Source organism: Mesorhizobium sp. M1D.F.Ca.ET.231.01.1.1 (genome assembly GCF_003999155.2).
GTDB lineage: Bacteria > Pseudomonadota > Alphaproteobacteria > Rhizobiales > Rhizobiaceae > Mesorhizobium.
Genome location: NZ_RZOZ02000006.1, coordinates 20324 through 34274, shown reverse-complemented (window position 1 = coordinate 34274; position 13951 = coordinate 20324). Strand labels below are relative to the sequence as shown.

The 13951-nt window shown below is 65.7% G+C and carries 9 protein-coding genes; 4 read left to right on the top strand and 5 right to left on the bottom strand.

The window, feature by feature from the left end:
* Positions 1 to 19: 19 nt before the first annotated feature.
* Together EN874_RS17390 and EN874_RS17385 are read left to right on the top strand one after the other, a co-directional pair.
* Positions 20 to 1498 (top strand): HAMP domain-containing sensor histidine kinase, encoded by a 1479-nt coding sequence (locus EN874_RS17390; protein WP_127426205.1) that lies wholly within the window; start codon positions 20 to 22, stop codon positions 1496 to 1498.
* Positions 1498 to 4470 carry a bifunctional [glutamine synthetase] adenylyltransferase/[glutamine synthetase]-adenylyl-L-tyrosine phosphorylase gene (locus EN874_RS17385; protein WP_127426204.1) on the top strand — a complete coding sequence of 991 codons (2973 nt, stop codon included), beginning with the start codon at positions 1498 to 1500 and terminating at the stop codon, positions 4468 to 4470. Before EN874_RS17390 ends, EN874_RS17385 begins: the two co-directional genes overlap by 1 nt.
* Positions 4471 to 4530: 60 nt before the next feature.
* On the opposite strand, the gene EN874_RS17380 is transcribed toward EN874_RS17385, so the two are convergent.
* Positions 4531 to 6852, bottom strand: a complete 2322-nt coding sequence (locus EN874_RS17380) for a PAS domain-containing sensor histidine kinase (protein ID WP_127426203.1) — start codon at positions 6850 to 6852, stop codon at positions 4531 to 4533.
* A 185-nt stretch (positions 6853 to 7037) separates the two neighbouring features.
* Positions 7038 to 9683 (bottom strand): aminopeptidase N, encoded by a 2646-nt coding sequence (gene pepN, locus EN874_RS17375; RefSeq protein WP_127426202.1) that lies wholly within the window; start codon positions 9681 to 9683, stop codon positions 7038 to 7040.
* A 152-nt stretch (positions 9684 to 9835) separates the two neighbouring features.
* Between pepN and EN874_RS17370 the strand changes: the two genes are divergently transcribed.
* Positions 9836 to 10783 (top strand): DMT family transporter, encoded by a 948-nt coding sequence (locus tag EN874_RS17370; protein WP_127426201.1) that lies wholly within the window; start codon positions 9836 to 9838, stop codon positions 10781 to 10783.
* Positions 10784 to 11022: 239 nt separating this feature from the next.
* On the opposite strand, the gene EN874_RS17360 is transcribed toward EN874_RS17370, so the two are convergent.
* The 3 genes from EN874_RS17360 to EN874_RS17345 all read right to left on the bottom strand — a co-directional run bounded on the left by EN874_RS17360 (position 11023) and on the right by EN874_RS17345 (position 13722).
* Positions 11023 to 11829 carry a helix-turn-helix transcriptional regulator gene (locus tag EN874_RS17360; protein WP_127426200.1) on the bottom strand — a complete coding sequence of 269 codons (807 nt, stop codon included), beginning with the start codon at positions 11827 to 11829 and terminating at the stop codon, positions 11023 to 11025.
* A gap of 260 nt (positions 11830 to 12089) precedes the next feature.
* Positions 12090 to 13019, bottom strand: coding sequence for a uracil-DNA glycosylase (locus tag EN874_RS17350; RefSeq protein WP_127426198.1), 930 nt, complete (start codon positions 13017 to 13019; stop codon positions 12090 to 12092).
* Positions 13020 to 13083: 64 nt separating this feature from the next.
* Entirely contained in the window at positions 13084 to 13722 is a 639-nt protein-coding gene (locus tag EN874_RS17345) for a hypothetical protein (RefSeq protein ID WP_127426197.1), read from the bottom strand.
* Here EN874_RS17345 and EN874_RS17340 point away from each other — a divergent pair.
* Positions 13721 to 13945, top strand: a complete 225-nt coding sequence (locus EN874_RS17340; protein WP_127426196.1) for a hypothetical protein — start codon at positions 13721 to 13723, stop codon at positions 13943 to 13945. The two genes, EN874_RS17345 and EN874_RS17340, sit on opposite strands and share 2 nt — an antisense overlap.
* Positions 13946 to 13951 lie beyond the last annotated feature (6 nt).

Below are 13951 nucleotides of genomic sequence, written 5' to 3'. Positions count from 1 at the left end.
CATTCTGATCTAGCGGCAAATGGCCCTTTCCCTGCCGGCCATTATGAGGACGACGGCAGCCCGGCTTTCGGCGCTTTATCTCCTGCTTTTCGCGCTTTGCGCAGTGCTGCTGGTCTTCTACATGACCTCGCTGTCGGCGCGCATGCTCACCGCGCAGACGCAGGAGACCATCAACGACGAGGTGCTGGGCCTCGCCCAGGCCTACCAGCGCGGCGGTCTGCCGGTGCTGGTGCGCGTGGTGGAAAACCGCTCTCGCCAGCCCGGCGCCAACCTTTATCTGATTGCCGACACCAACGGCCAGATCCTGACCGGCAACGTGCAGAGCCTGGCGCCGGGGGTCATCGAGACTGAGGGCTGGACCACCGAGCCCTTTTCCTACCAGCGCTTCGGCGAAGGCGAGCTCGATCGCCTGCGCAGCGGGACCACGGACCAGGGCACGACACCCCAGTCCGGCGACAGTAGCGCGCAGCCGGAAGGCGAGAAGGGCCACAATGCGATTGCGCTGGTGCTACGGCTGCCCAACCAAATGATCATGCTGGTCGGCCGTGACCTCGGCGAACCCGAACGCTTCCGCGCCGTCATCAAGCGGTCGCTGATGCTGGCGCTGGGCATGATGGGCCTTGGCGGGCTCCTGATCTGGTTCTTTGTCGGGCGCGCCGCGCTGAAGCGCATCGACAGCGTCTCCGACGCCAGCCGGCGCATCATGGGCGGCGACCTTAGCGGGCGGCTGCCGGTGACAGGCGCCGGCGACGAATTCGACCGCCTGTCGGAAAACCTCAACACGATGCTTGCCCGCATCGCCACGCTGAACGAGGGGCTGAAGCAGGTCTCCGACAACATCGCCCACGACCTGAAGACGCCGCTCACCAGGCTGCGCAACCGCGCCGAGGCGACACTCGCCGGCAAGCACAAGACGACCGACTACCGCCAGGCGCTGGAGGGAACGATCGCCGAGTCCGACCAGCTCATCAAGACCTTCAACGCCATCCTGATGATCTCGCGGCTGGAGGCCGGCTATTCCTCCGAGACGACCAGTCCGGTCGACCTCGCCGCCACGGTGAGCGATGTCGTCGAGCTCTACGAGCCGGTTGCGGAGGAAGCGGGCGTTGCGTTGGAAGCGACGGTGGCGGAAGCCGTCACCATCAACGGCAACCGCGAGCTGATCGGCCAGGCGCTGTCCAACATCGTCGACAACGCAATCAAATACTCGACCGGCGCCGCCGAGAGCCCGAAAGTGCTGGTCTCGCTGGCGCGCGCCGGCGGCGAGGCCAAGCTCACCGTCACCGACAATGGCCATGGCATTCCCGACGATACCGACCGCGCCAGGGCCACCGAGCGCTTCGTGCGGCTGGAAAAGAGCCGCTCGCAGCCGGGTTCGGGCCTTGGCCTCAGCCTCGCCAAGGCGATCATGACTTTCCACAATGGCAGGCTTGATCTTGTGCCCGCCAATCCCGGATTGTCCGTGGTCATGAGCTTCCCGACGCGGGAGACACATTGATGGCGACGAGGATAAAGAAAAAGATCGAGACCGGATGGCAGCTCCGCCCGACGCTGGCGCTTGGCCCGCTGGATGGCGACCATGCCCGGCGGGAATTGTCCGAGATCGCGGACGCCGCCGAGGAAGACGGCCTTACCCGCCTGGCGACGTTCCTTGCCGGCGAGGGGCCGCTGCAGGACCTGCTCGCCGCCATTTTCGACCTGTCGCCGTTCCTTCGCGATACGGCGCGCCGCCGTCCGGCCATTCTCGACACGCTGTTCGACCGGACGATCGAAGCGCGACTCGACGAGATCGGTAAGGCGATCGATCGCGCGGCGCGGGCCGAGACTGTTTCGCAAACAAGCCTGATGATGGAACTCCGGCAATGGAAGGCCGAAGCGCATTTCCTGATCGCGCTCGCCGACCTTTCCGGCGAGGCCGAGGCCGCGCTGACGGTGCGCCGACTGAGCGTCCTCGCGGATGCCGCGACGCGCGCCGCGGTCGATTTCCTGCTGCTCGACGCGCATGGGCAGGGCAAGCTCAAGCTGCCCGATCCAAAGGACCCGGCGCGGGGCTCGGGCTGGATCCTGCTCGGCATGGGCAAGCTCGGCGCGCATGAGCTGAATTTCTCCTCCGATATCGATCTCATCGTGTTCTTCGATCCGGAGGCGCCGGCCGTGATCGATGCGCTCGACGCGACTGAACTGTTCTCACGCCTTACCCGCCGCCTCGTGCGCATCCTGCAGGACCGCACCGAGCACGGTTATGTCTTCCGCACCGATCTCAGGCTCCGTCCCGATCCCGGCTCGACCCCGCTGGCGATTCCGGTCGAGGCGGCGCTGCGCTATTACGAGGCGCGAGGCCAGAACTGGGAGCGCGCCGCCATGATCAAGGCGCGGCCGGTAGCGGGCGACCTTGCGGCGGGCGCCGCCTTCCTCAAGGAATTGCAGCCCTATGTCTGGCGCAAATACATGGACTATGCCGCGATCGCCGACGTCCATTCGATCAAGCGCCAGATCCATGCCCACAAGGGCCATGGCGAGATCGCGGTCAAGGGCCACAACGTCAAGCTCGGCCGCGGCGGCATCCGCGAGATCGAGTTCTTCGTCCAGACGCAGCAGCTGATTGCCGGCGGCCGCTTTCCGGAGCTGCGCGGCCGCGAGACGGTGCCGATGCTGGGCGCGCTCGCCGCGCGCGGCTGGATCACGGCGGACGCGCGCGATGCGCTGACCCGGCAATACTGGTTCCTGCGCCGTGTCGAGCACGCCATCCAGATGGTGGCCGACGAGCAGACGCATATCCTGCCGGAAGAGGACGAGGAGCTGGAGCGCATCGCGCTGATGCTCGGCTTTGCTGGCGAGTCGGCGTTCGCGGAAGCCTTCCGCGCCTCGCTGCACCAGGTCGAACGCCATTATGCAGCGCTGTTCGAAACGGCGCCCGAACTGTCGGCCGGCGTCGGCAACCTGGTCTTCACCGGCGACGTCGACGATCCCGATACGCTGCAAACCTTGCATCGCCTCGGCTTCCAGCGCCCGAGCGACATCTGCCGCGTCATCCGCGGCTGGCATTTCGGCCGTTACCGCGTCACCCAGTCCGCGGAAGCGCGCGAGCGACTAACGGAACTGACGCCGGCGCTGCTGCAAGCCTTTGGCCAGACGCGCCGCGCCGACGAGGCGCTGATCCGCTTCGACGAGTTCCTCGCCGGTCTGCCTGCCGGTATCCAGCTCTTCTCGCTGCTCCAGTCGAATCCGGCGCTGCTCAAGCTCATGGCGACGATCATGGGCGCCGCCCCGCGACTCGCCGCCATCATCACGCGCCGGCCGCATGTCTTCGATGGCCTGCTCGACCCGGCGCTGCTGACCGAGCTGCCGGACCGCGCCTATCTTTCGGCCAGGCTTGCCGCCTTTATCGAGGGCGACCGCGCCTATGAGGACGTGCTCGACCGTCTGCGCATCTTGGCCTCCGAGCAGAAGTTCCTGATCGGCGTGCGCCTGCTTGCCGGCTCGATCGATCCCGTGCGGGCAGGGCGCGCCTTCTCCGACCTCGCCGATCTCACCATCGAGGCGGCGCTTCAAGCGGTCATTGCCGAGTTCGCGCTGCGCCATGGCAGGATCGCAGGCGGCAGGGTGGCGCTGCTCGGCATGGGCAAGCTCGGCAGCCGCGAGCTCACCGCGGGATCCGACGTCGACCTAATCCTGCTCTACGACCACGACGTGGATGCGGAGGAATCAGACGGCGAGAAACCGCTGGCACCCTCGCATTACTATACCCGCATGACCCAACGGCTGATCGCCGCCGTCGCCGCGCCGACGGCCGAGGGCGTGCTCTACGAGCTCGATCTGCGCCTGCGTCCTTCCGGCAACAAGGGGCCCGTCGCCACGCATGTCGACGCCTTCAAGAAGTACCAGCGCCAGGATGCCTGGACCTGGGAGCACATGGCGCTGGCCAGAGCACGCGCCATCGGCGGCGATGCCGAACTCTGCGCCGAAGTCGAAGGTGATGTCGCGGTGGTGCTGGCCCAGCCGCGCGACGGCGCCAAGGTGAAGGCGGAAGCCTCCGAGATGCGGGCGCTGATCGAGAAGGAAAAGCCGCCGCGCGACCTCTGGGACATCAAGCTGATCCCGGGCGGCCTCATCGACCTTGAATTCATCGCCCAGGTCGCGGTCATCACCGGCGCTGTCGAACCTGGCCGGCGGGTGACGGCGACCGCGGACGTGTTGGCGCGGCTTGCGCCGCGATTCGCTGCAGCCGATGTCAGGCAGGAGCTTTGCGAGGCTTGGCGGCTCTATCTGGCGCTGACCCAGATGATCAGGCTCTGCCTTACCGGCGAGTTCCAGCGCGACGATGTCCCGCCGGGGCTTTCGGATCTGCTTCTGGCGGTCACCGACCTGCCGGATTTCGGCGTGCTGGAAGCGCATCTCAAGGAGACGTCCCGGAAGGTCCGCAAGGATTTCGACTTTCTGCTTCGCGCGGACGCGGCCTCGCGCGGCTAGATTGCGTCTCGCTCCCTCGCGCCCCCTGTCTCGCCGACGTTTCCCAATTTCGGGCGGACTTTAGGCCGCCGCCTTCACCGTGGGCGGCGACTTCTTCAGCGGGATGCGCACCGACACGATGGTGCCGACGCCTTCCGTCGAGCGGATCTTCAGCGCGCCGCCCTGCAGTTCGGCCAGCGAGCGCGATATAGCGAGGCCGAGGCCCGAGCCGGTGTGGTTCTTCGAGAACTGGTTCTGCACCTGCTCGAACGGCCGCCCGAGCTTGCTCAGCGCCTGCTTCGGGATACCGCAGCCATTGTCCTCGATGGTGAGAACCAGCGCGCCCGACGCGCTGCGTGCCCTGACCGTGATCTTGCCGCCCTGTCCAGTGAACTTCACCGCATTGGACAAGAGGTTGATGGCGATCTGCTTGATGGCGCGGCGGTCGGCGTAAAGCCGCATCGAGTCGGCGATGCGAGTCTCCACGGTGATCGACTTTTCCGCCGCCTGCAGCGAGATGACCCGAACCGTTTCCTTGATCAGCGGGCAGAGGTCGATCTCCTCGCGATCGAGCGAGAACTGGCCGGCCTCGATCTTCGACATGTCGAGTATGTCGTTGATGACGCCGAGCAGATATTTGCCGCTGCCGTTGATGTCGCTGGCATATTCCTCGTAGCGCTCGGAACCCAGCGGCCCGAACAGCCGCTGCTCCATCAGTTCCGAGAAGCCGATGATGGCGTTGAGCGGCGTGCGCAATTCATGCGACATGTTGGCGAGGAATTCGGACTTCGCCCGGTTGGCCGCCTCGGCGCGCTCCGTCTCCTTCATGTATTTGCGGTTGAGCTCGACCAGCTCCTTGGCGCGTTCCTCCTCGGCGCGGCGCGCCAGGCTGAGGTCGTGGATCGTCGCCATCAGGCGGCGCTCGCTGTCGACCAGCTTTTCCTGGTGCAGCTTGATCTGGGTGATGTCGGAGCCGACCGAGACGGTTCCGCCGTCCCTGGTCCTGAGCTCGTTGACCTGCAGCCAGCGGCCGTCGGCAAGCTGGCGCTCCAGCGTCACACCTCCGTGCGGACCGTTGGCATTGGCCAGCCTGCGCTCCGAGGCGAAGGCGAGCATGCGCTCCTCCAGCATGTCGCGGGTCGCGCCCGGCACCACGTCTCGGTCCGAGAGCCCGTTGTCCTTCTGAAATTTCGAGTTGCACATGATCAGCCGCTCGGCGGCATCCCACAGCACGAAGGATTCGTTGATGTTCTCGATCGCGGTCCTCAGCCGCATGTCCGCCGCTTCAGAGCGCAGCGCCAGGTGCCGCTGCTCGGTAACGTCGACGGCGATGCCGATCAGCTGGATCTCGGGCGCCTCCGGGTCGATCACCTGGGCGCGGGCGCGCATCCACACCCACTGCCCGTCGGCATGGCGCATGCGGAACACCTGGTCGATATGGTCGATCTCGCGCTCGACGATGCGGTTGGCGAGCTCGAATAGATCGCCGTCGTCGGGATGGATAATCTCGTCGACCTCGCCGAACGACAGCATCGTATCGCAGGGCTCATAGCCCAGCATGTCGTACATCGAACGCGACCAGTACATCTTGCCGCGCACCATGTCCCAGTCCCACAGCCCGCAGCGGCCGCGCACCAGCGCCATGTCGATGCGCTGGTGCGCCTCGAGATAGATGCGGTCGGCTGCCTGGGCGCGCGCCGCCTGACCGAAATAGGCATAGAGGATGACGATCAGCACGCCTGCCGTCAGCACGAACAGCGTGACGTTGAGCGACACCGTCTTGCGCCAGCCGTCGAACATCGCCTCCTTGGGCACCAGCGCCGCCGCGGCGTTCTTGCGGTCGCCTGTGAGACTGACGGCGGCAAGCCAGTCCTTCCCGCCGATGCTGACTTCCATCACGCCGGCGCGGTCGCCGAACATGAACAGCGGCTGGCCGCCGAGCACGAGGCTGTCCAGCGAACGCCCCTGCCAGCCGGTCGACAATGGCGACACCGCGATGATCTTGAAGGCGCCATCGGTGATCGCCAGCACATGGCTGCGGCCCATGGCGCCCTGGCGGCTGGTGTTTTCCAGAAGATCCACGGCATTGGCGCTAGCCGCGTTCGGGTCGGCTGCGATCGCCTGCGCCATCTGGCCGGCGGCCAAGGCCAGCACCGCTTTGGCGTCGCGTTCGACCGCGTCGCGGTCGTTCACCAGCGACAGGAAGCGAAGTGCTGCGATGACGATCAGGAAGATGATGATCAGCGCGGGGATCGAGCGGCGCAGCAGCGGCTCCGCCGCCACCAGCCGCTGGTAGGCGGGCTCGGCGATCAGGCGCGCATTGCCGGCAAGCCCGTCGCCCCTTGCCTCGCGACGCGCAAAAGCCTTCCCTCCGGGCGCGCCCCACGCGTCCGTCTTGGCCATAAATGGCACTCCCCGATTTGCCGCATACTTGACGACCCGGCTACGCCGCACGCCCGAATCGTCATTAAGGAATCAAAGGTGATTCGCCTTGTCCAGAGGCGCGGCCAAAAAAGATTAAAAGTTGATTGAAATTCGTCGAAACAGCTGATCTCTCCCCTACAAGGGGGGAGATTGGCGCTCCATCGCTACGCCAACGTCCGCTCCACGATATCCCGCAGATCCGCCGACAGGTTCTCGGCGTTTGCAATCTGCAGCAGCGCCTGCCTTGCCTTGTCCTGCCGGACAGTCTCCAGCGAGCGCCAGGACCGCATCGCCGTCGCCAGCCTTGCCGCAACTTGCGGATTGCGCTTCTCGACTTCCAGCACGGTCTCCGCGAAGAAGCGGTAGCCCTGGCCGTCGGCCCGGTGGAAGCCGGTCTGGTTGGCGCTGGAGAAGGTGCCGATCAGCGAGCGCACCCGGTTCGGGTTGGCGATCGAGAAGGCGGGGTGCTGCATCAGTGCGCGCACCTTTTCGACGGTCTGCCGCCCGGGCACGCCGGCCTGGATCTGGAACCATTTGTCGAGCACCAGCGCATCGCCGCGATATCTTGCTTCGAAGGCCGCCAGCGCCTCCTCCGCTTCACGAGAGCTCGCATGGCGGTGCGCAAGCACGGTGAGCGCGGCGGCGCGGTCGGTCATGTTGGTAGCGGCGTTGAAGTGCCGCGCGGCAAGGGCCGCGCCCTCGGGCAGCAGCGAAAGGTAATCGAGCAGGATGTTGCGCAGCGCCCGCCGCCCGGCGCTCGCCGCGTCGGGCGTGAACGGCCCCTTGTCGGCGAGTCCGTCGTATAGCGCGGAGAAGACCTCGCGGTTCGCCTCGGCGATTGTCCGCGCCAGCATTTCGCGCGCGGCAAAGATGGCGTCGGGGTCGATGCCCTTGCCGATGTCGCGGGCGATGTCGGCCTCGCCGGGCAGCGCCAGCGCCAGCGCCCGGTAGGCCGGCTCCAGCGCCTCGTCGACGGCGATCCTGCCGGCCAGTTCGGCGAGCCTTGCTGCGAAGGCCGGCTCTTTGCCACCTAGCACCTGACGGAACGCCGCGATCAGCGCATCGGTAAGCAGCGTGTTGAAAGCCTGCCAGCGCGAGAAAGAGTCGCCGTCGTGGCTGGCGAGGAAGAACTGATCGTCGGCCCTCTGCTGTGCCGACAGCGTGATCGGTGCCGAGAACCCGCGGTTGAGCGACACGGAAGGCCGCTCCGAGACGCCTGAGAAGCGCACCGTGTGCCGCCGCTTGCGGACATGGATGACGCCGTCCTCGACGGTGGCGCCGTCGACGGTTTCCCAGGCGACGGGCTTGCCGCCGGCGCCGACCAGCCCGAAGGCCAGTGGAATGTGCATCAGCCGCTTGCGGCTTTCCGACGGCGTCGGCGGCACCGACTGTTCGATCTCCAGCGTGAAGGCCTTGGCCGCGGCGTTGTAGGAGGAACTCACCGTCAGGTTCGGCGTGCCGGCCTGGTGGTACCAGAGCGCGAACTGCGCGAGGTCTCGGCCCGAAACGTCCTCGAACACCTTGAGGAAGTCCTCGATGGTCGCGGCCTCGCCGTCATGCCGCTCGAAATAGAGGTCCATGCCGGCGCGGAAGAGTTCGGGACCGAGGATGGTGCGGATCATGCGCACCACCTCCGAGCCCTTCTCGTAGACGGTGGCGGTGTAGAAGTTGTTGATCTCGCGGTACCGGCGCGGCCTAACCGGATGCGCCAGCGGCCCCTGGTCTTCGGGGAACTGGTGCGCGCGCAGCGTGCGCACCTCGGCGATCCGTTTCACCGCCCGCGAGCGCTGGTCGGCGGAGAATTCGTGGTCGCGGTAAACCGTCAGCCCTTCCTTCAGGCAGAGCTGGAACCAGTCGCGGCAAGTGATTCTGTTGCCAGTCCAATTGTGGAAGTATTCATGCGCGATGATCGCTTCGATATTGGCGAAGTCGGCGTCGGTCGCCGTCTCCTCGTCGGCCAGCACATATTTGTCGTTGAAGATGTTGAGGCCCTTGTTCTCCATCGCGCCCATGTTGAAGTCGGAGACGGCGACGATGTTGAAGACGTCGAGGTCGTATTCGCGGCCGAAGGCGTCCTCGTCCCATTTCATCGAGCGCTTCAGCGCGTCCATCGCGTAGCCGGCGAGCCTCTCCTTGCCGGGCTCGACATAGATGCCGAGCGCGACCTCGCGGCCGGACAGCGTGGTGAAGCTGTCCGCCACCTTGCCGAGCGCGCCCGCCACGAGCGCGAACAGGTAGGACGGCTTGGGGAAGGGATCGTGCCAGACCGCATAGTGCCGGCCATCGGCCAGAACACCGTTTTCGACAGGATTGCCGTTCGACAGCAGCAGCGGCGCTTCGTTGTGCGGCGCCTCGATGCGCACGGTGTAGACCGACAGGATGTCCGGCCGGTCGAGGAAATAGGTGATGCGGCGAAAGCCCTCGGCCTCGCATTGCGTGCAATAGACATTGTTGGAGCGATAGAGGCCCATCAGCGCTTCATTGCTGCACGGCGCGATTTCGGTCTCGAGACGAAGCTCGAAGCGCTGCTTGGCCGGCGGCGCCGGAATGGTCAGCTGGTCCGGCGTCGCCTGATAATCGGCCTGTGAGAGGGGCTGCCCGTCGATGGCGACGCCGAGCAGCGTCAGCCCGTCGCCGTCGAGCACAAGCGGCGCGGAAGCGGCGACGCCCTCGCGCCGCTCGACGGTGAGCACGGCGGTGACGCGCGTGGCATCCGGCGACAGGCGGAAATCGAGGCTGGTCCGCGGAATGAGATAGTCGCTGGGGCGATAGTCTTCGAGCTTGAAGACATGGCCGGTATCAGTGCGCATTCCGTCGGTTTTCCTGTCGATTTCGGGCGGACAGCGGAGGTTGCCGACCCAAGAATTTTGAAGTCCGCGCTCTTTACACGAAACGGTCACTCGACAAAACCGCGCCAGGGTCTATTTCTGGGCTTCGTTTCCGACCATCGTCACGAGGCAAGATGACCGTCGATCATGCCGTCGGCCACAATACGCTGCGCGGCATTGCGCTGAAGATCGTCTCCGTGGCGGTCTTCGTCAGCATGCAGACCTGCATCAAGGCGGCCGGCGACGTGCCCGCCGGGCAGATCGTCTTCTTCCGTTCGTTCTTCGCGATCTTCCCGATCGTCGCCTTCCTGGCCTTCAAGCGACAACTGGGCACGGCCTTCACCACGAAACGGCCGTTCAACCACGTCGCGCGCGGCCTTGTCGGCGTCGGCGCCATGGGGCTCGGCTTCTTCGCGCTGACCAGGCTGCCGCTCCCCGAAGCGATCACGCTGAACTATGCCCAGCCGCTCCTGGTCGTGGTGTTCTCCTCGGTCTTCCTCGGCGAGACGATCCGCGTCTATCGCTGGAGCGCTGTCGCCGTCGGTCTCGTCGGCGTGCTCATCATCTCCTGGCCGGAACTGACGCTGTTGAATTCCGACGAGGCGCTCGACGACCAGGAGGTGCTTGGCGTCATGGCGGCGCTGATTGCCGCGGCGATCTCGGCCGTCGCCATGCTTCTGGTGCGCAATCTCGTTCGGACTGAGAAGACGGCGACGATCGTGCTGTGGTTCTCCTCGACGGCGAGCGTGCTGGCGCTGCTCACGCTGCCCTTCGGCTGGCAGGCGCTGACGCCGATGCAAGCCGCGCTCCTTGTCGTGGCCGGCTTCTGCGGCGGGCTCGGCCAGATCCTGATGACGGCCGCCTACCGCCACGCCGAGGCTTCCGTAGTGGCGCCCTTCGAATACACTTCGATGATCCTCGGCGTCGTTGTTGGCTATTTCGTCTTCGGCGACGTGACGTCGCTGAACACATTGATCGGCGGCGTGATCGTGGTAGCCGCCGGCATCTTCATCATCTGGCGCGAGCGGCAACTCGGTCTGGAGCGCACGCGTACCAGGAGAGCCGCGCCGCCGCAGGGGTGATCTGTTTAAAAAAGAAAGCCGCAAAGGTCGAGTTCCGTCACACCCCCCTCTGTCCTGCCGGACATCTCCCCCGCAAGGGGGGAGATTGGATGTAGCCGCGGTTTCGCCAATCGCCCACGTTGCAGGAGGAGCGCCGTCGGCAAAGCTGCCAATCTCCCCCTTGCGGGGGGAGATGGCCGGCAGGCCAGAGGGGGGTGCTGTCCCGCCGAACGTCTGAAAGCAGCGTCCAGCCGAGACGCCTACGTCGCCCGCTCTTTCGCCAGCCGCACCAGCGCCGTCCGTGTCTGCTCGTCCGCGGGAAAGAAGGACTCGATCGCCAGCTCCGACAGCGTGACGTCGAGCGGCGTGCCGAACACGGTGATCGTGCTGATGAAGGACAGCACAGTGTCGCCATGCGCGAGCCTGAGCGGATGCACGATGCCGCTCGGCTCGACCGGCGCCGGCCTGCTGCTCTTCAGACCGGACGGATAGGCGCGCAGCTCCTTCTCCAGGTCGATCAGCACCGGATCGCCGGTCGCGTCGTTCTGATGCTTGAGGCGCTCGAGCAGATGCGCCCGCCATTCGGCAAGATTGATGATGCGCGGCGCGACGCCGCCCGGATGCAGGCTGAGCCTCAGCACATTGACCGGCGGCTTGAGCAGCGATGGCTCCGAGACATCGGCCAGGAATGGGCCGATCGCCGCGTTGGCGGAAACGAGGTTCCAGTGCCGGTCGACGGCGAGCGCGGGGAAGGGCTCGTGTCCCCGGAGCACCGTCTCGACCGCCGCAAGCGCCGGCGCCAGCGTCGCATCGGTCAGCGGCCTCTCGCTAAAGCTTGGCGCGAAGCCCGCCGCGAGCAAGAGCTGGTTGCGCTGGCGCAGCGGGATCGAAAGCTGCTCGGCCAGATGCAGCACCATATCGCGCGACGGCTGAGCGCGGCCGCTTTCAACGAAGGAGAGATGCCGCTGCGAGATATCGGCCTCCATGGCAAGATCGAGCTGGCTCATGCGCCGGCGCGTGCGCCACTCGCGGATGAGTGTGCCGGCGGAGATTTCGGATGTGGTCATAGGCGATGAGTAGGGCGGCGGGCGGAGAGATTCAATTACCTGGCAAGTTATAGGTAGCGCCCTTCGTAGGAGATTGGCGAAAGCGACGGTGACGCCCGATCTCCCCCCTTGTGGGGGAGATGCCTGGCAAGGCAGAGGGGGGCGCTGTCCCGCCGACCTCTCGGCTTTTAGAATTGCTGAGCCGGAAGAAGATTGCAGAGGCTGGCGATCCTGCGCGCCCCCCTCTGTCCTACCGGACATCTCCCCCACAAGGGGGGAGATCAGCTAGCCTCCAACCCCCTCAGCTTCGCCTTCACCTCGAGGAAATCCCGCCAGGCCAGCTTCTTGTGCGCCGGCGTGCGCAAGAGATAGGCCGGATGCAGCGTCGGCATGGCGGGAATGGCTATGCCTGACGCGGTCGTGTGCACACGCCAGTTGCCGCGCAGCCTGAGGATACCTTCCGTGGTGTTGAGCAGCGTCTTGGCCGACGGGCCGCCGAGATTGACCAGCACCTTTGGATTGACCAGCTCGATCTGCCTTTCGATGAACGGGCGGCAGATCTCCGTCTCGTGCGGCGTCGGCGTGCGGTTGCCGGGTGGGCGCCACGGGATGACGTTGGCGATGTAGGCCGAAGTCCGGTCGAGGCCGATAGCGGCGAGCATGCGGTCGAGCAGCCGTCCCGAGCGGCCGACGAAGGGCAGGCCTTCGAGGTCCTCGTCGCGGCCCGGTGCCTCGCCGACAAGCATCAGGTCGGCATTCGGGTTGCCGTCGGCAAACACCAGGTTCTTGGCGGTGAATTTGAGGTTGCAGCCGTCGAAGGCCGCCATGTGCTGGCGCAGCTCGTCAAGTGTCGAGGCGCTGGCCGCCAGTTGCCGCGCGAGCATGATCTGCCCCTCGTCGGGGACCGTCGCGGTGGTGAGCGTCGGGCGCCTCGGCGCATCTGGCACCTGGCTTGCGTCCAGCCCGGTTGATGCCGCCGGCCGTTCCGCGGCGCGGCTTGCGTCAAAGCCGGGATCCGATGCCGGCCGCTCCCGGTGCCTGGTTTCGCGAGCGGGCGCGGCCGCAGCCGGCGAGCGCTCGGCTTGCTTAGGCCCGGCCTCGGCGAAGCGGTTTATCGGCGCGTCTTCCAGCGCCTCGTCGACGCCGGCGCTGGCGTAGAAGGCCAGCAGCTCGGCGATGTCGAACGGATTGTTGAAAGAGGTGGCAGTCATGGCGGCACCATCGTCCGCGTGGCGATGATTTGCAACCGCCATTCGCCATCCGACGCGACGTCCGTCAGCCTGTGGGAATGCGCGGATCCTGCACCAGATAGAACGTCCAGCGCGGCGTGTAGTCGGTGATCAGGAATTCGAATGTCGCCGTCTTCAGCGGGTCGACCTTGCCGTTCTTGAACAGCAGCCGGTCATAGGGTTCGAACTGGCGGTCGAAATCGGCAAAGTTGCTGGAAACGATGTTGTCGGGCGTCTTGTTGCGCTGATCGAAGGACAGGCCGTCGCCGAACACGCTTGGCTGGTCGAGGATTTCCTGCAGCTCGAACTGGAATTCCACCCAGGGCAGCGCGCTGTTGTTGAGCACGTCGATACGCATATACATCACGCCATTGACGACGTCGCCTGCCTTGCCGAAGGCTTCGATCGGCCTTCTGGCGCGGATGGTCAGCGTCACCGGCGTCGCCGAATTCAACTCCTCGGTGATGACCAGCGGGTCGTCCTTGGTGCCGATGCCCGAAGCGCCAGTGATGCGGAAGCCGCCAAGCTCGTCGGAAAAGGAGTAGGCGCCGGCCGCCCACGCTTTCTGCGGATCGGCTTGCGCCGGGGCGATCAGGAAGAGGAGCGGAAGAACCGCGCGGCTGAACACGCCGAGCGTGAAGAGTAAGCGCTTCGATGAAAAGCCGGTAGGCTCGGGAGTGCGCATGAGGCCAAGTATTGCCGATAAGCAAGCCGTCGAACAATTAAAAACATGCGTCCGCTGGTTCCCTTGCAATCGGTTGGCCCTGTCGGATGCTTTCTCCGGCCCGATCGAATGGGCTTGCATCGCCGGAAAACCGCGACTTTTTGTCGAAATCGGCGTTGTTACGTCAGCGCCGGTTTCGCGTCGCGAATTGATGCGCTATGCAGCGCGTGAGCCAGCAAAATGAGAGAAT